18 protein-coding genes are annotated in these 22098 nt (G+C 63.7%); 3 read left to right on the top strand and 15 right to left on the bottom strand.

Annotated features, from left to right (window positions below):
* Window positions 1-53 precede the first annotated feature (53 nt).
* Window positions 54-1967: a potassium transporter Kup gene (locus FJ423_RS05415; protein WP_140839872.1), complete on the bottom strand. Its 1914-nt coding sequence runs from the start codon at window positions 1965-1967 to the stop codon at window positions 54-56.
* Window positions 1968-2053: 86 nt separating this feature from the next.
* Window positions 2054-2794, bottom strand: a complete 741-nt coding sequence (locus FJ423_RS05410; RefSeq protein WP_095764797.1) for a pyridoxine 5'-phosphate synthase — start codon at window positions 2792-2794, stop codon at window positions 2054-2056.
* A gap of 108 nt (window positions 2795-2902) precedes the next feature.
* Here FJ423_RS05410 and FJ423_RS05405 point away from each other — a divergent pair, with 108 nt between their 5' ends.
* Window positions 2903-3301 (top strand): STAS/SEC14 domain-containing protein, encoded by a 399-nt coding sequence (locus tag FJ423_RS05405; protein WP_140839870.1) that lies wholly within the window; start codon window positions 2903-2905, stop codon window positions 3299-3301.
* Between the two features lie 230 nt (window positions 3302-3531).
* On the opposite strand, the gene FJ423_RS05400 is transcribed toward FJ423_RS05405, so the two are convergent.
* From FJ423_RS05400 to FJ423_RS05360, 9 genes are all read right to left on the bottom strand, one after another.
* A complete protein-coding gene (locus FJ423_RS05400; RefSeq protein ID WP_140839868.1) occupies window positions 3532-4659 on the bottom strand; it encodes an ATP-dependent RecD-like DNA helicase in 1128 nt (375 codons plus the stop codon).
* Between the two features lie 131 nt (window positions 4660-4790).
* A complete protein-coding gene (locus tag FJ423_RS05395) occupies window positions 4791-5141 on the bottom strand; it encodes a nitrile hydratase accessory protein (RefSeq protein ID WP_140839866.1) in 351 nt (116 codons plus the stop codon).
* On the bottom strand, window positions 5128-5787 hold the full coding sequence (gene nthB / locus FJ423_RS05390; protein ID WP_140839864.1) for a nitrile hydratase subunit beta: 660 nt from the start codon (window positions 5785-5787) through the stop codon (window positions 5128-5130). Before nthB ends, FJ423_RS05395 begins: the two co-directional genes overlap by 14 nt.
* On the bottom strand, window positions 5784-6401 hold the full coding sequence (nthA, locus tag FJ423_RS05385; protein ID WP_140839862.1) for a nitrile hydratase subunit alpha: 618 nt from the start codon (window positions 6399-6401) through the stop codon (window positions 5784-5786). The genes nthB and nthA overlap by 4 nt, the downstream gene beginning before the upstream one ends.
* Window positions 6402-6465: 64 nt before the next feature.
* Entirely contained in the window at window positions 6466-9618 is a 3153-nt protein-coding gene (locus tag FJ423_RS05380; RefSeq protein WP_140839860.1) for an efflux RND transporter permease subunit, read from the bottom strand.
* Window positions 9615-10919, bottom strand: a complete 1305-nt coding sequence (locus tag FJ423_RS05375) for an efflux RND transporter periplasmic adaptor subunit (protein ID WP_140839858.1) — start codon at window positions 10917-10919, stop codon at window positions 9615-9617. The genes FJ423_RS05380 and FJ423_RS05375 overlap by 4 nt, the downstream gene beginning before the upstream one ends.
* Before the next feature lie 354 nt (window positions 10920-11273).
* On the bottom strand, window positions 11274-11870 hold the full coding sequence (locus FJ423_RS05370; protein WP_095764789.1) for a LysE family translocator: 597 nt from the start codon (window positions 11868-11870) through the stop codon (window positions 11274-11276).
* 103 nt (window positions 11871-11973) lie between these two features.
* Window positions 11974-12549, bottom strand: coding sequence for an acetolactate synthase small subunit (ilvN, locus tag FJ423_RS05365; protein WP_027169049.1), 576 nt, complete (start codon window positions 12547-12549; stop codon window positions 11974-11976).
* 142 nt (window positions 12550-12691) lie between these two features.
* The gene (locus FJ423_RS05360; protein ID WP_140839856.1) at window positions 12692-14473 is read right to left on the bottom strand and encodes an acetolactate synthase 3 large subunit; all 1782 of its coding nucleotides are present in this window, start codon (window positions 14471-14473) and stop codon (window positions 12692-12694) included.
* Between the two features lie 583 nt (window positions 14474-15056).
* Between FJ423_RS05360 and FJ423_RS05355 the strand changes: the two genes are divergently transcribed.
* A complete protein-coding gene (locus tag FJ423_RS05355) occupies window positions 15057-16865 on the top strand; it encodes an NAD(P)/FAD-dependent oxidoreductase (RefSeq protein ID WP_140839854.1) in 1809 nt (602 codons plus the stop codon).
* Window positions 16866-16917: 52 nt separating this feature from the next.
* Here FJ423_RS05355 and FJ423_RS05350 read toward each other — a convergent pair whose 3' ends face one another.
* From FJ423_RS05350 to FJ423_RS05340, 3 genes are all read right to left on the bottom strand, one after another.
* Complete coding sequence (locus FJ423_RS05350) at window positions 16918-18078, bottom strand: PcfJ domain-containing protein (RefSeq protein ID WP_140839852.1); 1161 nt, start codon at window positions 18076-18078, stop codon at window positions 16918-16920.
* A 718-nt stretch (window positions 18079-18796) separates the two neighbouring features.
* Window positions 18797-19387, bottom strand: a complete 591-nt coding sequence (locus tag FJ423_RS05345) for an HD domain-containing protein (RefSeq protein ID WP_140839850.1) — start codon at window positions 19385-19387, stop codon at window positions 18797-18799.
* Window positions 19384-20535 carry a gamma-butyrobetaine dioxygenase gene (locus FJ423_RS05340; protein ID WP_140839848.1) on the bottom strand — a complete coding sequence of 384 codons (1152 nt, stop codon included), beginning with the start codon at window positions 20533-20535 and terminating at the stop codon, window positions 19384-19386. Before FJ423_RS05340 ends, FJ423_RS05345 begins: the two co-directional genes overlap by 4 nt.
* 110 nt (window positions 20536-20645) lie before the next feature.
* Between FJ423_RS05340 and FJ423_RS05335 the strand changes: the two genes are divergently transcribed.
* Window positions 20646-21530, top strand: coding sequence for a LysR family transcriptional regulator (locus tag FJ423_RS05335; RefSeq protein ID WP_140839846.1), 885 nt, complete (start codon window positions 20646-20648; stop codon window positions 21528-21530).
* Here FJ423_RS05335 and FJ423_RS05330 read toward each other — a convergent pair.
* Window positions 21522-22061, bottom strand: a complete 540-nt coding sequence (locus FJ423_RS05330; protein ID WP_140839844.1) for a GNAT family N-acetyltransferase — start codon at window positions 22059-22061, stop codon at window positions 21522-21524. The genes FJ423_RS05335 and FJ423_RS05330 overlap by 9 nt on opposite strands.
* Window positions 22062-22098 lie beyond the last annotated feature (37 nt).

Here is a 22098-nt window from a genome sequence, read left to right as displayed (position 1 = left end):
GCTTCACTGTGCACGGGGCGCGCCTGCATCGTCATCCGACAGAAACGGCCTCGTCAGATAGCGACCTGCGTGCCGATCTCGACCACGCGTCCGGTGGGAATCTGGAAATACTCCGTCGCATCCGCAGCCGTCCGCGCGAGGCCAATGAACAGGCGATCCTGCCAGACCGGCATGCCGGAATTGGGTGAGGCCTTAAGCGAACGTCGCGACAGGAAGAAGGACGTCGTCATGATGTCAAACTTCCAGCCCTGCTTGCGGCAGATGGCCAGCGCACGCGGAATGTTCGGCTGCTCCATGTAGCCGAAGGTCAGCGTCACGCGCATGAAAAGCTCGTTGACCGTCTCCAGCTTGACGCGCTCGCTGTCGGGCACGACCGGCTGCGGCGCCGTCACCACCGACAGGATGACATTCTTTTCGTGCAGCACCTTGTAGTGCTTCAGGCTGTGCATCAAAGCCGTGGGGGCGCTCAGCGGATCGCTGGTCAGGAACACGGCGGTGCCGGAGACGAGCTGCGGCTTCTTCTTCAACAGGTTCGCCGCCAGGAAATCGAGCGGGATCTCGTTGCGGCGCGTCTTGTCGAACAGGTAGCGGGTTCCGCGGATCCAGGTCCACATGATCAGGCCCATGATGCAGGCGACGGTGATCGACACCCAGCCCCCTTCGACGATCTTGACGACGTTGGCCGAGAAGAAGCCGAGATCGATGACGCCGAACAGCAATGCCAGCGCCAGTGCGGCCGCAACCTGCCATTTCCAGAGCCAGCGCATGACGACGAACAAAAGGATCGTCGTCATCAGCATCTCGCCGGTCACCGAAATGCCATAGGCCGAGGCGAGCGCGCTCGAGCTGCCGAAACCGACGACCAGAAGCATGACGCCGAGCGCGACCAGGAGGTTGACCCTCGGCATATAGATCTGGCCGCTCTGCATCTCGGAAGTATGCTGCACCTCGATACGGGGCAGAAGGTTGAGCTGCACCGCCTGCCGTGTCAGCGAGAAGGCGCCGGAAATGACGGCCTGGCTGGCGATGACGGTGGCCGCGGTCGCCAGGCCCACCATCGGCATCAGCGCCCATTCGGGCAGCATCTGGAAGAACGGGTTGGTGGGCTTGCCGCCATGCGAAAGCACGAAGGCGCCCTGCCCGAAATAATTCAGGAGCAGGCAAGGGAAGACGATTGCGAACCAGGCCATCACGATCGGCTTGCGGCCGAAATGGCCGAGGTCGACATAGAGCGCCTCGGCGCCCGTCACTGCCAGGAACACGGCGCCCACGGTGACGAAGGCGCCTGTCGGCGTGGTGGCCAGATAGTAGATCGCGTAATATGGATTGATAGCCAGGAAGACGGACGGGTCGTCGACGATATGATAGACGCCAGCCGCTCCGATCGCCACGAACCATGTCGCCGTCACCGGTCCGAACACCGCCGCCACCTTGCCGGTGCCAAAGCGTTGCACGGCGAAAAGCACGGCCAGGATGACCAGCGTGATCGGGACCACATAGGCATCGAGCGCCGGGGTGACGACTTTCAGGCCCTCAACCGCCGAAAGCACCGAAATCGCCGGCGTGATGATCGAATCGCCGAAGAACAATGCCGCGCCGCAAAGGCCGATAACCAGGATGAAACGCGAGCCCGGGGGGTAGGCGCTGCGCGCCAGCGACATCAGCGACAGCGTGCCGCCTTCGCCCTTGTTGTCGGCTCTGAGCACGAAGGCGACATATTTTATCGTGACGATGATGGTGAGCGCCCAGACGATCAGCGACAGCACGCCGAGCACGTCATGGCGGGCGACCGAGCTCGACGAGGCATGCAGCGCCTCGCGGAAGGCGTAGATCGGGCTCGTGCCGATATCGCCGTAGACGACGCCCAGCGCGCCAAGCATGAGAACCTTGGTGCTGTGCTGCCGCTCGGTTTCGGCATGGCCCGAGCGTTCGAGGGATTCCGTCTCGCTGGCGTTGGCTAGCACCATGAACCCCATTTCATCAGATTCGCCACGCTTCGAGGTCGCCGCAACGCGCGGGACGCACCGAAACTGCCGGAGTTACGCAAGGCGCCCTACCATCCGCAGGCCTTCAAGAACCGCCCGACCGTGCCGGCCATGCCATACTCCAGCGCATCCGCTGTCAACCCATGTCCGATCGATACTTCGGCTAATGCCGGAATGCGTTTGGCCAGCGGCGGCAGGTTCTTCACGGTCAGATCGTGGCCGGCATTGACACCGAGCCCGGCCGCGAACGCCGCATCAGCGGTTTTTCCCAACCTTTCCAGTTCTTTCGCCGCCTTTGCGGAATCAGAATGGTAACCTCCATATGGCCCGGTATAGAGCTCGATGCGGTCGGCGCCGGTGTCGCGAGCCGCACTGACCGCGTCCGGATCCGCGTCGGAAAACAAAGACACGCGAAACCCGCCCTTCTTCAACCGCTTGACGATCGGAGTGAGGAACGCCGCCTGGGCGACGAAGTTCCAGCCATGGTCAGAAGTCGCCTGCGCCGGGTCGTCCGGCACCAGCGTCACTTGCTCGGGCTGGTTCTTTTCGACAAGCGCCAGGAAATCCTCGGTCGGATAGCCCTCGATGTTGAACTCCGCGCCCGGAAACTCGTCGTCGATCAGCGCCCTGATCTCCGGCAGGTCGGAATGCCTGGTGTGCCGCTCGTCAGGGCGCGGATGCACCGTCAGCCCGTGCGCGCCGGCGGCAAGCGCTATGCGGCCAAGTCCGGTCACGCTCGGCCATGGCAGGTCGCGACGATTGCGCAGCATGGCGACGGCGTTGAGATTGACCGAAAGCTTGGCGGGCATGAGCTGGGTCCAGTGGATCGGCGCGCATCTATAGCGCCTTTGACGGGAACAGATAGAGGGTTTCGCGTGTTCCAGGGGATAGATGGAGGCTAAGATAAGGATTTGCCAGTGAATTTCCTCGAAGCCGTGCCGGCGATCCGCCGCATCGAGACCAATCGCGATGCGCTTTTCGCCATCGACGTCGTCGGCGATGTCTCGCCGGCCGATGCGGAAAACCTGTTCGGCCTGCTGGAGGCCGCCTACGCGCTGCATCCCAGGATCGACGTGCTGGTCAGGTTGACCGACGAGGAAAGCGTCGACTGGGCCAATATCAAGCAAGACACGCTCAAGCAGGGCGTGGCCGACGCGATGCAACATGTCGTGCGCTGCGCGGCCATCGGCCAGCCGAGTTGGGCCCCCCTCGTCGCCGGCCTTTTCCCCAAGACGCTGCCTTTCGAATTCAGGCGCTTTGGCGTCGACGACGAGGAAGCCGCCTGGCAATGGCTTGGCGCAAGACCAACGGACTAGGGTTGTTGAGATTCAGGTCAGGCCGAGCCGGAGTCGAAGACGGGCGCGAAGCGACCAAACTGGATGGTTTCCGGGAACCGGCCTACGCCGGCCGTAGCCTTCATAGAGCGGAGACGCTTATGAGAGCTTCGGCCGGCGAAGGCCGGAGCGGAGCGTGCTTGACGTATGTGAGCACCGGAAGCGCAGGAAGCCGCCATTTGCAGGCCGGCCTCACCTGAATCCCAACAACCCTAGCGCACGACCGTCAGCCGCTCGGCGGCGCGGGTGATGGCGGTGTAGAGCCAGCGCTGCCTGGTTTCCTTGAACGCCCAGCTCTCGTCGAACAGCACCACGTCGTTCCACTGCGAGCCCTGCGCCTTGTGCACGGTCAGCGCATAGCCGTAATCGAAGTCGTCGAAGCGCTTCTTCTGCTGCCAGGGGATTTCGGCATCCGGATCCTCGAATGCCGCCTTGAGCAGCTTGATCTTGGCGACGCCGCGGTCGGGGTCGTCCTCTTCCGGCGAGACCAAAAGGTTGATGCCGGGCTTCACCGTCTCGCGCGACGACGTCATCACCTTCCACAGCGAACCGTTGAGCAGCCCCTTGGCCGGGTCGTTGCGCAGGCAGACCAGCTTGTCGCCGGCTTGCGGGAAGTCGGCGTTGAACCCCTTCAGCTCGCGCAGCCTTTGATTGTAGCGCCGGCGCGTGCGGTTGGTGCCGACCAGCACCTGATCGGCCTTGAGAACCAGCTCCTGGTTGACTGCTTCCCTGCCGATCACCTGCGCCGTGCCGTAGTCGCCATGCATGAATTCGCGGCCCTCGCGCACGTCGAGCGCCAGCCGGATGATCGGATTGTCGCGCGCCTGGCGATGGATCTCGGTCAACAGAACGTCCGGCTCATGCTCGGTGAAGAAGCCGCCGCCCGAGATCGGCGGCAGCTGCGCCGGGTCGCCGAGCACCAGGATCGGCGTGCCGAAACTTTGCAGGTCGCGACCGAGCTGCTCGTCGACCATCGAGCATTCGTCGATGACGACAAGCTTGGCGCGCGAAATCGGGCTTTGCCGGTTGAGCGAGAAGGTCGGCGACATCGAGGTCTTGCCGGTCACCTCGTCCTCAACCGATTCCTCGCCCTTCGGCCTATAGATCAGCGAATGGATGGTGCGGGCGTTGGTCGCCCCCTTCGAGCGCAGCACCTGCGCCGCCTTGCCGGTGAAGGCGGCGAACTGCACCTGGCCGTCGACATGCTCGGCGAAATAGCGCGCCAGCGTCGTCTTGCCGGTGCCGGCATAGCCGAACAGCCGGAAGATCTGCGGCCGGCCCTCCTTGAGCCAACGCCCGACCGCTTTCAAAGCCTCATCCTGCTGGGGAGAAAATTCCATCAGTGCGACAGACCGGATTCGCTGACGAAAGACAAGATTGGCCGCTGTATCGACCGTGGTCGGCTGCGGGCGCTAGCCTCGACAACTCAGGCTACCAGTCGCCAATCGGAACGTAAAGAGAACAAAACGATCTATCGGCCTGCGCCCGGATCATTCTCCAGCAGGATCGGCTTGCCGTGTGGCGTCGCATGCGCGGCGCGTTCCCAGGCGGCGGCCAGTTCATCCACCTCGCCCTTGCGGGCGACACCCTTCCTGGACAAAAGCTTCTCCAGCGCCGCCAGCCAATGCTCGTAGTAATCGTGCCCGTCGCTTGCGGCGCCCGGCTTCTTCACCTCGGCGGATAAGGCCTCCGCCCATTCGCTCCACGAAAACAGGCCGTTGCCGTGCAGCGCAACGGTCAGGGCGAAGGCTTCCGCCTGCCACGGCTCGGCAAAGACCGGCTCGTCGAAACCAGCCGGCAACGCACCTTCATGCCGGCTCAAGATAACTCTCCCAGGCATCGATCGAGACGCTGAGCGTCGGATCGGCGCCCTCGCCCCAGATCTCGGCCCCGTCGAACACCACGGTGTAGACCCATTGCGGGTTCTCGCCCTTGCCGCGCGCATTGCTGTCGGGGAAGACGAAGCTGTCGCGCACCGCCTCAATCCTGCCGTTCTTGCCGCGCGCATAACGCGGCAGGCGCGTATGGCCGGTCGGGTTGAAATTCTTTGTGCGCACCCGGTCGCCCGCTCGGAAACGCGCCGGGGTAGCGAGCGGCCGGTTGCAAGGCCCGCCCTTGCCGAGCACCGCCGGCACATCCGCCGCCTTCAGCACTCTCTTCGGCGTCGCGGCGGGATCGACTGCCTTGCCGGCGGCAAGGTCGCGCTCGGTGACGAAGCCGTGGCGTTTCAGGAGCGTTTCCAGCGCCTTGATCCAGATCTGGTAGTAGCTCGATGAGTAATAGTCGGCGGGATGCAGCGATTCCCGCGCATGCCGGCTCTCGTCGATATTCCAGGCGCCCATGCTGCCGGCGGTGAGCGTCACGCCCAGCGCCCGCCGCTCCCACGCCGCGTGGAAATAGGGCTCGTCCTTCTCGGGCGCGACCGGCCCGAAACCCATTTGACCGCCGAGATCCTGCGGTCCGTTCATGCGGGTTCCCCTTCCGGCTCTTTGGCAAGCGCGGTGCCGATCATCGCATCGCGGCTGACCAGTCCGGCGAGCTGCTCTTCGCTCCAACCCTCGGTCCCCTTGGGACGCATCGGCACCACCAGGTAGCGAAGCTCTGCCGTCGAATCCCAGACGCGGATTTTCTTCTCCGCCGGCAGTGTCAATCCGAACTCCTCCAGCACGCCGCGCGGATCGATGACCGCCCGAGAGCGGTAAGGCGGCGCCTTGTACCAGACCGGCGGCAGGCCGAGCACCGACCACGGATAGCAGGAGCAGAGCGTGCAAACGACGAGGTTGTGCGTCTCCTCGGTGTTGAACACGGCCTGCATGTGCTCGCCCTGCCGGCCGGTGTAGCCCAGCGACGCGATTGCCGCGGTCGCGTCGCGCTTGAGCCATTCGGCATAGTCAGGATCGTTCCAGGCCTTCGCCACCACCCGCGCGCCGTTGCGCGGGCCGATCTTCGTTTCATAGGTGTCGACCATGACGTCGATGGCCGCAGGGTCGATCAGGCCCTTTTGGGTCAGGATCGTCTCCAGCGCGCGCACGCGCGCCGCGAACGGATCGAGCTCGTTGTCGTGGTCATGATCATGGGACATGGTCACAGACTAGGATCGGCTGCGGCCGGCCGCAAGCGCCACGGCTTGGGCCAGTCGGAGCGATCTACTCGGCTGCCGTCTTCTGCGGCTCGGGTTCGCCGTCGAACAGCGAGGCTTGCTCGCCGCTTTCCACCACATGCAGCGCCGGCCGGCTCTTTTTCGACGACAAGCCGAGCAGCCAGCCCGAGAAATTCTCGAAATAGACGTAGATCACCGGCGTGACGAACAGAGTCAGCGCCTGCGAGGCGAGCAGGCCGCCGACCACGGCAACGCCGAGCGGCTGGCGCAATTCGGCGCTGGCGCCGGTGCCGAGCGCGATCGGGAACGTGCCCATCAACGCCGCAAGCGTCGTCATCATGATCGGCCGGAAGCGCATCAGGCAGGCTTTGTGGATGGAGTCCCTCGCCGACATGCCCTGCCGCCTGAGCTCCAGCGCGACGTCGACCATCATGATGCCGTTCTTCTTGACGATGCCGATCAGCATCAGAATGCCGATCACCGCGATCACCGACAGATCCATGCCGGCGAAGCGCAGCGCCACCACGGCGCCCAGCACCGCCGACGGCAGGCCGGTGAGGATGGTGAGCGGGTGGATGAAGCTCTCATAGAGCATGCCAAGCACGATATAGATCGTCAGGATCGCGCCGCCGATCAGCAGCCCCTGATTGGCAAGCGAATCCTGGAAGGTCTTGGCCGTGCCGGCAAAGCTCGTCGAGATCTCCTTCGGCATGCCGATCTGTTCTTTGAGCTGGTCGATGCGGGTCACCGTGTCGCCGAGCGATACGCCTTGCGGCAGGTTATAGGAGATCGTCACCGCCGGAAGCTGACCGAGCTGATTGATCGTCAGCGCGCCGGCCGTGCGGTCGACATGGGCGAAGGCGCCGAGAGGCACCAGGCTGCCGCTCGCCGTCCGCATCTGGATGGCGAGCATCCGCTCGGGCGACCATTCGATCTTGGGATCAAGCTCGGTGATGACCTCATAGCTGTCGGCCGAACCGAAGATCGTCGAAACCTGGTCGGTGCCGAAGCCGCCATAGAGGGCGGAACGCAGCGTGTCGGTGTCGATGCCGAGTTGGGCGGCCTTGTCGCGGTCGATTACCAGCGAGGCCTGCAATGCGTTGTTCTGCAGGTCGCTGGTGACGTCGGTGAATTTCGTATGGTCCGCGGCCATCGCGTCGTTCAGCTTCTGCGCCCAGATGTCGGTCTGGCCGGTGTCGAGCCCCTGCACCACGAGCTGATAGGCGCTGGCCGACGACCGCGAGCCGAGCCGCAGGTTCTGCACGGGCTGCATATAGGTCTCGATGCCCGCCACGCCGGCCAGCTGACGTCTGAGATCCGAAAGCACCTTCTCGATGTTGGGCCGCTGATCCTTGCCCTTGAGCTGGACGAAGAGCTGGCCCTGGTTGAGCGCGTTGTTGCCGCTGCCCGCCGACCAGGCCACATGGTCGACATAGGGCGACTTCGAAAACACGCTGGCCACCTGCCCTTGCAGCTTCGCCATGGCGTCGAACGAGATGTCCTGGCGCGCGATCGTGGTCACTGATATCTGGCCGATATCCTCCTGCGGAAAGAAGCCCTTCGGCGAGACCTGGATCACCCACACCGACGCAGCGGCGGTCGCGATGAAGACGAGGAACACCAGGAAAGTGTTTCGCAGGCAGAAGCTCAGGATCCGGTCATAGCCGCGCGTGATGAGGTCCGGCTTATGACCGGGGGCGTGCTTTTCGCGATCGGCCTTGGTCACCGACAACAGGCGCGAGCAGAGCATCGGCGTCAGCGTTAGCGACACGAACATCGAGGCCAGGATGGCGACGGTCACCACGACGGCGAATTCGTTGAAGATGCGGCCGATGACGCCGCCCATCAGAAGCACGGGAATGAACACCGCCACAAGCGAGATCGAGATCGAGATGATGGTGAAGCCGATTTCGCGCGCTCCCTTCAACGAGGCGTCGAAGGCGGACAGCCCGTCCTCTTCCATATGGCGGAAGATGTTTTCCAGCATGACGATGGCGTCGTCGACGACAAGGCCGACGGCCAAAGTCAGTCCCATCAGTGAGATATTGTCGATCGAGAAGCCGAACAGGAACATCGCGCCAAGCGTGGCGATCAGCGAGATCGGCACCGCCACCGCCGGGATGATCGTCGCCGTCACCCGGCGCAGGAATACGAAGATCACCAGCACCACAAGCACAATGGTCAAGAGCAGCGTGAACTGGACGTCGTCGACGGCCTGGCGGATCGATGTCGAGCGGTCATTGAGCAGCTTGATCTGGGCGGCGCCCGGCATCTGGTCCTGGAAGGACGGCAGCATCGCCTTGACCTTGTCGACGACGTCGACGGTGTTGGCGTCGGGCTGGCGCTGCACGGCCATGATGATCGCGCGCGTGCCGTCATACCAGCTCGCCGTCGTCGTGGTCTGCACGGAATCGACGACGCGCGTCACGTCGCCCAGCCGCACCGGACGGCCGTTCTTGGTGGCGATGATGAGGTTGGAGAAGCCTGCGGCGTCGGTAAGCTGCGTGTTGGCGGTAATCGTCAGCTGCTGCTTGTTGTTCTGCAGCACGCCGAGCGGGGTGTTGCTGTTGGCCGAGGTGATGGCGGCCTGCAGCTGATCGATGGAGATGCCGCGCGCGGCCAGCGCGGTCGGATCGATCTGGATGCGCACGGCGTATTTCTGCTGGCCGAAGATCGAGACCTGGGCCACGCCGTCGATGGTCGACAGCGACGGTGACATGACGTTTTCCGCGAAGGCGTCGAGGTCGGTCAGCGGGACCGTGTCGCTGACCAGCGACATCAGGAGGATCGGCGCGTCGGCCGGATTGACCTTGCGATAGCTTGGCGGCGAGGTCATTTCCGGCGGCAGCGATCTTTGCGTTCGCGCGATCGCCGCCTGCACGTCCGCGGCGGCGGCATCGATGTCGCGGTTGAGCACGAACTGGATGGCGATCGAGGTCTGGCCGAGCGAATTGGTGGTCGAGATCGAATCGATGCCAGCGATCGTCGCGAACTGCTTGATCAGCGGCGTCGCCACCGATGTCGCCATCGTCTCCGGCGAGGCGCCGGGCAGGCTGGCCGAAACGTTGACCACCGGAAATTCGGCGCTGGGCAGCGCCGCCACCGGCAGGAACTTGTAGGCAAAAATACCGCCCAGAATAAGGGCGAACGACATCAGAAGCGTAGCGACAGGCTTGCGGATGCAGAATTCGGAGATCATTGGCTCGCCCCGCCGGCCTTGTCGGCTTCCGCGACTTTGGGCGATGCCTGATCCCCGGATCCGGCCGCCGCTTTGCCTTCATGCACCGCCGCGCCGTGTTTCAACCGTGTCTGGCCTTCGACGACGACCTTCTCGCCGCTCTTGAGCCCGTCGCTGATGGCGCTGTTTTGGCCTTCCGTCAGCGCCACCTGCACCGGCCGCATCTCGACGGTGTTGTCCGGCTTGACGACATAGACGAACGGCCCCTTCTGGCTGGGCTGCACCGCGACCGTCGGAACCGAGGTCATCTGCGGCATCATGCCGGCCTCGAGCACCACGTTCACATATTGCCCAGGCCACAGCGAAAGATCCGGATTCGGTATGCTCGCCCGCGTGGCGATGGTGCCGGAGGCCGTATCGACGCTGGAATCGACGAAATCGAGTGTGCCCTTGCCGATCGGCGTGGGATCGCCGGTCTTGGTCAGCGTCACGTCGCCTTGCTGTGGGTCGGAGAGCGCCTTGTGCAACAGGGCAAGGTTGCTCTCGGGCAGCGTGAAGTTCACCTGCAGCGGATCCATCTGCGTGATGGTGACCAGCGGCGTCGAGCTGCTCGAGTTGCCGTTGCTGGTGGTGACGAGATCGCCGACCGACACGTTGACCGCGCCGAGCCGGCCCGAGATCGGCGCCGTAATCGTTGCATAGCTCAATTGCACGGTGTCGGCATCAATGGTCGCCTTGTCGGCGTCGATGGTGGCGGCCGCGGCCTTCTGGGCCGCCAGCGCCTGATCGTAGGTCTGCTGCGTGCCGGCCTGCTTGGCGACGAGGTCCTTCGCACGCTGCAGATCGGCCTGGGCGCTCACCAGCATCGCCTGGTCCTTGGCGAGCTGCGCCTGATCCTTGGCGAGCTGCGCCTTCAGTGCGCGGTCATCGAGCGAAATGAGCAGATCACCGGCCTTGACCATCTGCCCGTCCTTGACCGCGATCGACACGATCTGGCTGGAAACACGGGCATTGATATTGACCACCTCCGGTGACGAGACGAAGCCGATGGCATAGCGGCGTATCGGAAAATCGGCGGTCGTCGCGGTGGCGGAGACGATCGAGGCCGAACGCGGGCCACTGCTTTTCGCATTGTCGCTTTTCGCATTGTCCGGGGCCCCAGCCGCTTTATCGCCGCTCGCCGTCTTGTCCGTGGCGGCCACGCTGGCCTGCTTGCCCGAAATCAGCTGCTCCACCTCGGCCAACGTCGTGGGCGAAAGATAGAGCCCGGCGCCCGCCAGACAGGCGACCGCAACAACTGCAAAGGCGATTTTTCCGCGCATCGACAAATAAGCCTTCTACCCGACACGCCGATCCCGGTGGTCCATTCTAGCTCGCTTCACGACCTCGTGCCGCGATTTTCGTGGAGTAGATAGGACAAGGCTTTGGCCGAAAAGGGCCAAAACGGGGCATTACGAAGATTTAATGTGCACTGCACAATAGCTAGGCAGCCGGCAAACGAACCCAACGAACGCCTCTGCGACTAGTCCGAAAACTGTCAGATGTGTTGAGATCCAGGTCAGGCCGGGTCGAAAAGGATGGTTTTCGAGAACCGGAGCGGAGCGTACTTTTCCTACGTGAGCACCGGAAGCGCAAGCCAGCGTTTGAAGGCCGGCCTCACCTGAATATCGGCATATCTAACGGAGCATCGGCCATAGCGTCGCCGCCAATAGCACGCCCATGGCGATGTTGAACCATTTCAGCCGCACCGGATCCGACAGGAAGCCGCGCAGCGCCGTGCCGAAGCCGGCCCATACCGAAACGCTGGGCAGGTTGACGATGGTGAAGGCGATCGAGATGAGCGCCACCGAGACGAACGGGTGATCGGCATTGGTGTAGACGGCCATCGCGGTGATCGCCATCACCCATGCCTTGGGGTTGACCCACTGGAATGCGGCGGCGTCGATGAAGCGCATCGGCCGCCCCTGCGCCCCCTTTCCGTCGCTTATCGAGCGCGACATGGCGATCTTCCAGGCGAGGTAGAGCAGGTAGGCGGCGCCGGCGATCTTCAGCGCCGTATGCAGCGCCGGCACCGCCGTCAGCACCGCGCCGAGCCCGAAGCCGACGGCCAGCAACAGGACCAGGAAGCCGATGCTGATGCCCAGCATATGCGGAACCGTCCTGGCGATGCCGAAATTGACGCCGGAAGCCAGCAGCATGAGGTTGTTCGGCCCCGGCGTGATCGAAGTCACGAAGGCATAGACCAACAGGGCAAGGAATGTGTCGAGCGACATGTTATCCTCCCGGATATGTCAGCCTTACTGTCCTTTTAGCAATGCGCAAAAGCCAGAAATAGGCGACCGCCGGGCCAAGCTTGAAACAGGACGATCGTCCTGTTCACATCCCCTGCGGACCGCGATTCATCGCGGCGACGCCGGTGCGGCAGATCTCGACCAGGCCGAGCGGCTTCATGATGGCGATGAACTGGTCGAGCTTGGACCCCTTGCCGGTGATCTCGAAGATGAAATGCTCGGTGTTGGCGTCGATGACCGAGGCGCGGAAAGCATCCGCGAGCCTCAGCGCCTCGACCCGGGCGTCGCCGGTGCCGGCGACCTTGACCAGCGCCAGCTCCCGCTCCAGCGGCCGCTCCTGCCCAAGCTCATGCGAGCGCACGGTCAGGTCCACCACCCGGTGCACCGGCACGATGCGCTCGAGCTGATGCTTGATCTGCTCCATCACATGCGGCGTGCCGCGCGTCACGATGGTGATGCGCGACAGATGTTTCTCATGCTCGGTCTCGGAAACGGTAAGGCTTTCGATGTTGTAGCCACGACCGGAAAACAGGCCGATGACGCGGGCAAGCACGCCCGGCTCGTTGTCGACCAGCACTGAAAGCGTGTGCGTTTCCGGCTTTTCGGTTTCCTTGGCGATGAAATAGGCGGAGCCGGTCGGTTGAAGGTGCTGTGCGTTCATAAGGTGAATCTCGATTTCAAACTTTTGAGCTAATTCTCTGTGTGCGCACGGCTTTCTCGCGACAGCCCCGCCTTGATGGCTGGTGTTATGGATGGAGCATGATGTTGCCCGAAAACCGCTTCTCACTTTTCGGCATCATGCTCTAAACCAGTTCCCTGCCCTTGGCGTCGATGGCGTTGGCCACCGCCTCGTCGGTCGCCTCGTCGGGCAGCAGCATCTCGTTATGCGCCTTGCCCGACGGGATCATCGGGAAGCAGTTGGCCAAGGTCGCCACGCGGCAGTCGAACAGCACCGGCTTCTTCACCGTGATCATCTCGCGGATCGCGTCGTCGAGCTCGTCCGGCTTGTCGCAGCGAATGCCGTGGCCGCCATAGGCTTCCGCCAGCTTGACGAAGTCGGGCATCGCTTCGGTGTAGGAATGCGACAGCCGGTTGCCGTGCAGCAGCTGCTGCCATTGGCGCACCATGCCCATATACTGGTTGTTGAGGATGAAGATCTTGATCGGCGCTTCATACTGCACCGCCGAGCTCATCTCCTGCATGGTCATCTGCACCGAAGCGTCGCCGGCAATGTCGATGACCAGCGCATCGGGATGCGCGATCTGCACGCCGAGCGCCGCCGGCAGGCCGTAGCCCATCGTGCCCAGGCCGCCCGACGTCATCCAGCGATTCGGCTTGTCGAAATGATAGTGCTGCGCCGCCCACATCTGGTGCTGGCCGACCTCGGTGGTGATGTAGGTGTCCTTATCTTTGGTCAGTTCGTAGAGCCGCTGGATCGCGTATTGCGGCATGATGACGTCGTTGTTCATCTTGTAGGCGAGCGAATCCCGCGCCCGCCATTTCGCGATCTGCTCCCACCACGGATAAAGCGCCTTCTTGTCGACCTTGGCGGTCGCTCGCCATAGCCGCACCAGATCCTCCAGCACGCGGCCGACATCGCCGAGGATCCCGACATCGGCATGGACGTTCTTGTTGATCGAGGATGGATCGATGTCGATGTGGATCTTCTTCGAGTTCGGCGAGAACGCACTCAGCCGGCCGGTGATGCGGTCGTCGAAGCGCGCGCCGATGCAGACCATCACGTCGCAATCATGCATGGCCATATTGGCTTCGTAGGTGCCGTGCATGCCGAGCATCCCGACCCAGTTCTTGCCGGAGGCCGGATAGGCGCCCAGCCCCATCAGCGTCGAGGTGATCGGGAAACCGGTGAGGTCGACCAGCTCGCGCAGCAGATGGCTGGCTTCGGGGCCAGAATTGATGACGCCGCCGCCCGAATAGATGATCGGTCTCTTCGCGCCCGCCATCAGCTCGACCGCGGCCTTCACCTTCTCCAGATCGCCCTGGACCTTCGGCTGGTAGCTGGTGCGCGGCGCCGTCTGCGGCGGCACGTAGATGCCCTTGGCGAACTGCACGTCCTTCGGGATATCGACCACGACCGGGCCGGGACGCCCCGTCGTCGCGACATGGAAGGCCTCATGGATAGTGGCGGCGAGCTGGTTGACGTCCTTCACCAGCCAGTTGTGCTTGGTGCAGGGCCGCGTGATGCCCACCGTGTCGCATTCCTGGAAGGCGTCGGAGCCGATCAGCGAGGTCGGCACCTGGCCGGTGAGGCAGACCAGCGGGATCGAATCCATCAGCGCGTCCTGCAGCGGCGTCACCGCATTGGTGGCGCCCGGACCGGACGTCACCAAAAGCACGCCGGCCTTGCCGGTCGAGCGGGCATAGCCTTCGGCCGCGTGGCCGGCGCCCTGCTCGTGCCGCACCAGAATGTGCTCGACCTCGTCCTGCTGGAAAATCTCGTCATAAATTGGAAGCACGGCGCCGCCCGGATAGCCGAAGACATGCTTGACGCCGTTGTCCTTCAGCGCCTGCACCACCATTTCGGCGCCCGTCATTTCGCGCCGCTCGTTCTGTCCGTTGCTCATCGGTCTGGTCCCGTAATGTTCGCCGCCTGGCGATTTGCTGGTCGTTTAGTCGTGTTCAAGGCAATAAAAAAGGCCCCCGAGGGAGCCTGTGTGATGCGCATGGGAGGTTTTCGCCCGGCGGTTACACCGCCTTGCCCACGCGCCAGCCTACGAGAATGAGAGCCGTTTTCATGGGCGCGGACAATAAGGGCCAAAACGCGGGCTCGTCAATGGGGTCCAGCGCGAATTCACTCGTCTGTGAGAGACGGCGCCTGCGCGCTACCACCGCACAGCTACCATAGTACAGTTGAGCGTCGCTCTCCGACGCACCACTATATGCTGGCAAAAGACGTGCGAGGAGGACGCATGGCTGGCGAGCACATACGCGAGATCGAGCAGGTCTGTCCGGCGTGCGATCGTCTCGCGACGATGTCACAGTTCAATCCTGGCTGCGCTGCATCGATACCCATCGACTCGACCCGGCACGGCCGATCGAAGCCCATATCGTCCTAACAGATTGATTTCATTGCAATCGCTCATGAGCATCGCGGTTGGCAGGCTGCTTACTGCTCATGTCGGACTCTAGCAAAGTGGAGGAGAACAAATGCTCGAGAGAACACCCACCACCAAGGCGCAAGCGCTGCTCGACAAGTTCGGCAAGGCGCTGGAAGCCGGCGACATCGACAGCGCCGTCAACTGCTTCCAGGCCGATTGCTACTGGCGCGACCTCGTCACCTTCACTTGGAACCTGAAGACGATGGAGGGCCAGGACCAGATCCGCGACATGCTGCAGGCGACGCTGGCCAGCACCAAGCCGACCGGATGGGCGGTGGCCAAGGGCGAGGAAGCGAGCGAGGACAGCGGCGTCACCACTGCCTGGATCACCTTCGAGACGAGCGTGGCGCGCGGCTTTGGCCTCGTGCGGTTCAAGGGCGACCTGATCTGGACCCTGCTCACCACCATGGCGGAGCTGAAAGGCCATGAGGAGAAGGCCGGCTTCACGCGTCCTCTCGGCGCCAAGCACGGCCACGGCAAGGGCCGCAAGACGTGGCGTGAGGAGCGCGACGACGAGATCGCCGAGCTCGGCCACACCCAGCAACCCTATGTCGTGATCATCGGCGGCGGCCAGGGCGGTATCGCGCTCGGCGCCCGGCTGAAACAGCTCGGCGTGCCCACCATCATCGTCGAGAAGAACGAGCGTCCGGGCGACTCCTGGCGCAAGCGCTACAAGTCGCTCTGCCTGCACGACCCGGTCTGGTACGATCACCTGCCCTATATCGACTTCCCGAAGAACTGGCCGGTCTTCGCGCCCAAGGACAAGATCGGCGACTGGCTGGAAATGTACACCAAGGTGATGGAGCTGAACTATTGGTCTTCCACCACCGCCAAATCCGCCAAATACGACGAGAAGGCCAAGGAATGGACGATCGTCGTCGAGCGCGGCGGCAAGGAGATCGTGCTCAAGCCGAAGCAACTGGTGCTGGCGACCGGCATGTCGGGCAAGGCGAACTGGCCGAAATACAAAGGCCAGGACATCTTCAACGGCGAGCAACAGCACTCCTCGACCCATCCCGGACCGGACAAATACCGCGGCAAGAAGGTGGTGGTCATCGGCTCCAACAACTCGGCCCACGACATCTGCGCGGCGCTGTGGGAAGGCGGCGCCGACGTGACCATGGTGCAGCGCTCGTCGACCCACATCGTCAAGTCGGACACGCTGATGGATATCGGGCTTGGCGCGCTCTACTCCGAGCAGGCGGTGGAGAGCGGCATGACGACGGGCAAGGCCGACATGATCTTCGCTTCGTTGCCCTACCGCATCCTGCACGAGTTCCAGATCCCACTTTACCGGCAGATGAAGGAACGCGACGCGAAATTCTACGACGACCTGGAAAGGGCCGGCTTCATGCTCGACTGGGGCGACGACGGCTCGGGCCTGTTCATGAAATATCTGCGCCGCGGCTCCGGCTACTATATCGATGTCGGCGCCTGCGACCTCGTCATCGACGGCTCGATCAAACTGAAGAGCGGACCGGGCGCCGCTGTGCAGGAACTCACCGAAACCGGCGTCAAATTCGTCGATGGCACCGAATTGCCGGCCGACCTCGTCATCTATGCCACCGGCTACGGCTCGATGAACGGCTGGGCCGCCGACCTCATCTCGCAAGAGGTGGCGGACAAGGTCGGCAAGGTCTGGGGCCTCGGCTCCGCCACCACCAAGGATCCGGGTCCCTGGGAGGGCGAGCAGCGCAACATGTGGAAGCCGACGCAGCAGGAAGCGCTCTGGTTCCACGGCGGCAACCTGCACCAGTCGCGCCACTATTCGCAGTATCTGTCGCTGCAGCTCAAAGCCAGGCAGGTCGGCCTGCCGACGCCCGTCTATGGGCTGCAGGAGGTGTACCACAAGGCATAGTTGCTGTTGTGCAAAAGACCCGCGCGGCGTCTCCGTCACGCGGGTCTTCAGTTTAGGCCCTGAGCATCACACCTCTTGCCTTGGCCCAGCGCTCGATGATCTTGCGCTCCTCCGGCAAGGCCAGGCGGTTGCCGAAACCGCGCACCTGGACCGCGCGGTTCTGCGGATCGACCTCAATCGTCAGGAGTCGCTCGATCTTGCCTAGGGCCGTACGCCGCAGCACCCAGATCGAGGCGTTTCCAGCGATGCATTTGGCCGCGTATGTCGACACGCAGTGATGCATCGCGCGGCTCTCGGCGACCAGATCCTCAGCCGTCTTCAACTGCCGAACGAAGAAGCGCTCGCCGCGCACCTTCGCCTCCTTGGCCGAGGGTTGCCATTCCCAGTCCTCGAGGCGCGACCCGTCCCAGGCACCGCGCTCGGCCTGCGTTCCAGCGCCTCGTTGGGGACGTCCAGCGGCGCGCCGGCGCATGGCCTCGATGCGCTCGATCGCGGCGATGTCGCGATGCCAGTCCAACATCTGGCGGCGCAGCGATGGGAGCGTGCGCCCCTTCAGGCTGTAGGCCGTATCACGCTGATGCATGGCGCCGATGTAATCGCACAGATCGTCGATCTCCTCCTTCGAAGCGGGATGTCCGCAGAAGAAGCGCACCACCTCGCGCCAGAAGGCCAGTTCGCGGCGCGGCGTGCGCGCGATCTTCGTTCGCGCAAGCCGGGCCGCCAACCCCTTGTCATCCGTGTAGGACCGGGCGATCGCCAGCCAGAATGCCTCGGCGAAGCCGACGTCGCCGGACGCGTTGAGGAAGCAATGCACCTCCTTGCGCGACAGCCATGCGTTGGCGCCGGCCTTGTAGAGCGAATCGCCACGCGCGACCGTCACATACCAGCTCTTGCGGAGCGCAATCTCGTCGGCGTCCAGGCCCGTGCTGTCCAGCCAGACACTCTCTAGCGCGGCGGAAACCGGATAACGCGCATAGAGATAGCGTGCCGCAGCCAGCCGCAGGCGCGCACGGTCGCGCGTCTTCAGCTTCGGACACCACAGCGCGCCGTCGCGGATCGCCACGCCGGCAAAGCCCGAGCGTGCATCGTCCAGTGCCCGCTCGAAATCCGGAACGGGACGCGTGGCGGCGAAAACCTGCCGCAGCCTTGCATCATAAGCTTCGATACGTTCGCGCTCGGCGTCTTGCCTGCGCTGGAGCATGGACCTTGCCATGACCGTTCTTCCCTGTTGGAACCCTGTCAGCCGCGCGCATTTCCAGCGTCGGCACGGATCGTGACGATCTGGATTGCGGGATCATTGACAGGTCTCCTCTCGGGAATGACGGGTTATAGATGGCGGGCTCTCTAGGCTCGACACAAACATGACGCAAGCGCCATTCTCTTAATGTTTACAACAGCCTGCTTAAGTGTTGCAAAGGCGCATCTGAGTTCTTCGGACGGCCGTCAGCGTTCGCGGAAAGCGCTCGCTCGCCGTCGTTGTGCTCCGCGCGTATCAACCGCGCAGAGAATATAACTGCCCGCCGCAGGTCGCGGACGGCGCTCGCATCATCAGGAAGTTTGATATCCGCGGTAGCGGCTCAACTGGTCCGTCCGCCGCGAAGGCGCGAAATGCCTGAACAATATCTCATCGTCGCCTCCATCAAAAAGCGTTGTCGGTACCGGCACGGCCCGTTGAAAACGAACTGGCCACATGCAGGGCGCGGCTAATACCTCCGTTTGCCCACGACAGCAAGGAGCCCGCTAAGCTCGGCATCGTCGGGTTCCAATGAGGCCTGGCCATTCCGCCCCTTGGGCCTGGAAGCAATTGGATCCGGCGCGCGAGCACTTGCGGCCGGCAGGAGGCCGCGGCAGCCGTCCGGCAGGTATGCAACCAGCGCGCTTTCGCCATCGAAGCAAAAACACATGGCTGCCTCCTTCCCGGTTATGTTCGGCTAGGCCGCGTTTTCAGCCGCGAACTTCTTCACCACCCGCTCGAGCAACGGCACGTAGTCGCGAAAGGCCCGCGTCTTCATGTCGGCGATTTTGCCGCCTTCGTCCCAGATGCGCACGCGCACCGCTTCGTCGTGGAAGGGATTGCTGCGGAACTCAGCCACCTCCTCCGCGTTCATCGGCCCGCCCTGCAGCGACAGCGTATGCACCGAAGCTGGCGACAGCTTGCCGAAATAGGTCGGATCGGTGGCGCAGAGATAGCGCTTGGCCGAGACATGCAGCCTGACGCATTCGACGATGACCGGCGGGAAGAAGGGCGCCAGCACCTCACCGCCCGCCTCGTCATGGTGCTTGTCCTCGACGTCGTCGGGCGAATAGGTGCCGAACTCGCTGGTGTAGTGGCCGATGTCGTGCAGCAGCGCCGCCGCTACAAGCTCCTCCGGCGCGCCGTCCTGCTCGGCCAGCCACGCGCCCTGCAGCATATGCTCCGACATGGTGACCGGCTCGCCGAGATAGGATTCGGCGCCGCGGCGCTCGAAAATATCGGCGATGAATTCGACGATGTTGCCTGCGTTCAATTCGTTGGGCTTCATTCTGCCGCCTCCTTGCAACCATGCTCGATCGCCGCAAGCGTCGACAGCAGGCCGTCCTTGTCGGCGTAGCAGCCCTGCAGCCAGCGCTTGCCGCTGCCGGAAAACGCCTTGCGCGCATGCATGACGCGGGTGTTGTCGACGATGAAGGATTGTCCCGCCTCGAGCTTGAACGTCACCTCGAAAGCAGGATCCTCGATCAGCTCGGCAAACCGGCGGTAGGCCGCATAGTATTTCTCCATCGCGGCGAAGGGCACGTCGACCGCCGGCGCCAGCGAGCGGTTGTTGAAGCGGATGCAGATGAGCTCCCCATCGGGCCCGAGCTCGATCATCGGCCGCTTGGACTGGAGCCGCACGCCCGACGAGCCGGCATATTCGAAACGCGCCGGATAGGAAGAGAGCAGCCGGAAGCCGTCCGGGTTTTCCGACTGAAGTGCGGCAGCCACCGCGAACCCGTCGATGACGCTGGACTCGCCGCCTTCGACCGTGTTCTCGATGCAGGCGAGGATCTGCAGCGTCGGCACCGGATCGCGATAGGGATTGTCGGTATGCGCCTGCAGGCCGAGATTGGTGTAGGCCAGATTGTTCGGATTGACCTCGGCCCGCACCTCGAACCAGCGCCCGTAATTGGTCTCCCTGATATAGCCGAACAGGTCCGCCACCTTGCACAGCGCGCCGGATTCGGCAGGCAGGCCATCCATCACGGCAAAGCCGAAGCTGCGGACCGCGGCCAGCCAATGCCGCAGCACATCGCTGTCGCGGCTGGCCTCCGCATAGGTCGCGCGCGGCACGGAATTCTGCATCGTGGCTTTCGTCCAGCGCTCTATGTCGCCTCCCGTCCAGCCGGGTTCGCGCGCCTGCTGGCGATCATAGGCATGACTGCGCAGCCAGCCGGCGGGAAAGCCGACGGTCTTGCCTTCAGGAGCGAATGTGACTTCGAGCAACTCGCCCTTGATCGTAGCCGCGCCGATCCGCGTCTCGGCCGGAATGTCGAGGATGGTGATCAGCCGCTGGCCGTTGCCGGCGCTGCGCGTCTTGTCGTCCAGCGCGTTGTCGCGCAGCCATATGGCATGGAAGCGGCTGCGCGCTCCGTCCTTCCAGCCAAGCTCGATGGTTCGTCCCTCGTCGCCCAGCGTCACTGTCATCAACATGCCCAATAGCTCCCATCCTATATCCGCGGCTGCGGGTGCGGATTGCATGGTGGCTTCATCAAAGGCATAATTCAAATTATCGTTTTTCGGGTGATGGCGCTAAATTTCTGATGGCTGGAAGAACTTTCGATGCGATACCTCCGCTCGACTGGCTGCGCAGTTTCGAGGCGGCCGCCCGCCTGTCGAACTTCACCGCCGCGGCCGCCGAGCTCGGACTCACGCAAGCCGCCGTCAGCCAGCACATCCGTTTTCTGGAGGAGCGGCTCAAAACGCGATTGTTCGCGCGTCTGGCGCGCGGCGTGGCTCTGTCGCCGGAAGGTGCGGCCTATCTCCCGCACATCCAGTCGGCATTCGCGACGATCGGCAACAGCACGAACGAGCTGTTCGAGCCGCGTGCGGTGCAGATCGTCAGCATCCGCGTCCCCATCTCTTTCGCGATGCTGGTGCTGGTCCCGGCTCTTCCGGACCTGGCAAAGGTGCTGCCGCAGATCCGGCTCGATCTGGTGACCATCCATCGGCCGGCCGACTACGACCAGCCGGGCTCGGCGCTCGACATACGTTTCGGCAACGGATCCTTTCCCGGGCGCGAGGCCGACCGGCTGACCGTCGAGCGGCTTGTCCCGGTCGCGGCTCCGCCGCTCGCCCAAGGTGGCGAGTGGACGTCGTTGCCGCTTCTCCTGGTGGCGGGCGCGCGCGAGATGTGGGCGGAATGGTTCGCCGCCGCGGGGCTTGCCGGCCATCCCCGGCGCTCGCACCGCTTCGACAGTTTCGTCGCCGCCATGGAAGCCGCGAAGGCCGGCGCCGGGGCGCTGCTTGGCTCGCGGCCGCTGATCGACGCGGCCCTCAAGGACAAGGTTCTCGTCAGGCTTTCGGATTTCGAGCTTTCGAGCCCGTCGGGCCATTTCCTGACGAGACCCTCATCGTCGCGGCTCTCCGGCGCCGAGCAGGATTTCCGCCGCTGGCTTCTGTCGCGCATCGCCAGGATTTCAGGATAGCGTGTCGGCCGCTGCTCCGATCCGTTTCCAGTAGATGAGGGTGCCGGTGAGCCCGCCGTGTGGCTTGAGCGCGAAATCGGGGATCTCACCGGCCAAGGTGAAACCAAGTTTCTCATAAAGCCCGGCCGCGCCCTCTTCGCTGGCCGTGTCCAGCACCAGCAGCGTACGGCCTTTCTCGACGGCCAGTTTCTCCGCTGCCCGCATCAGGGCGGTCGCGATGCCTTTGCCGCGATAGTCGCGGCCGGTCATCAGCTTGGCGATCTCGGCGCGGTGCGGTTGGTTGGGCGGGAAGTCGAGCAACAGCGTGACGGTGCCGGCAAGCACCTCGCCCTGCCATAGGCCCAGCACCGCCCTTTCGCCGCGCGCCGCCGCGGCAAGCGACTTGCGCCAGAATTCCCGCGCGGCCTCCGCCGACAATGGATGCATGAAGCTCACCGATCCGCCGGCGGCGACCGTCTCGATCAGCAGATCGGTGAGCATAGCGATGGTCGCTGCATCGTCGCGCAACGCCCGGATTTCAAGGGAGTTCATGCTGGCGCTCTCCAGGTGATGATATGTCGTTGACGAG

Origin of the sequence: Mesorhizobium sp. B2-8-9 (genome assembly GCF_006439475.1) — a bacterium.
GTDB lineage: Bacteria > Pseudomonadota > Alphaproteobacteria > Rhizobiales > Rhizobiaceae > Mesorhizobium.
Note: the sequence above shows the minus strand (reverse complement) of the source record. Positions and strands in the feature narration are given on the sequence as shown.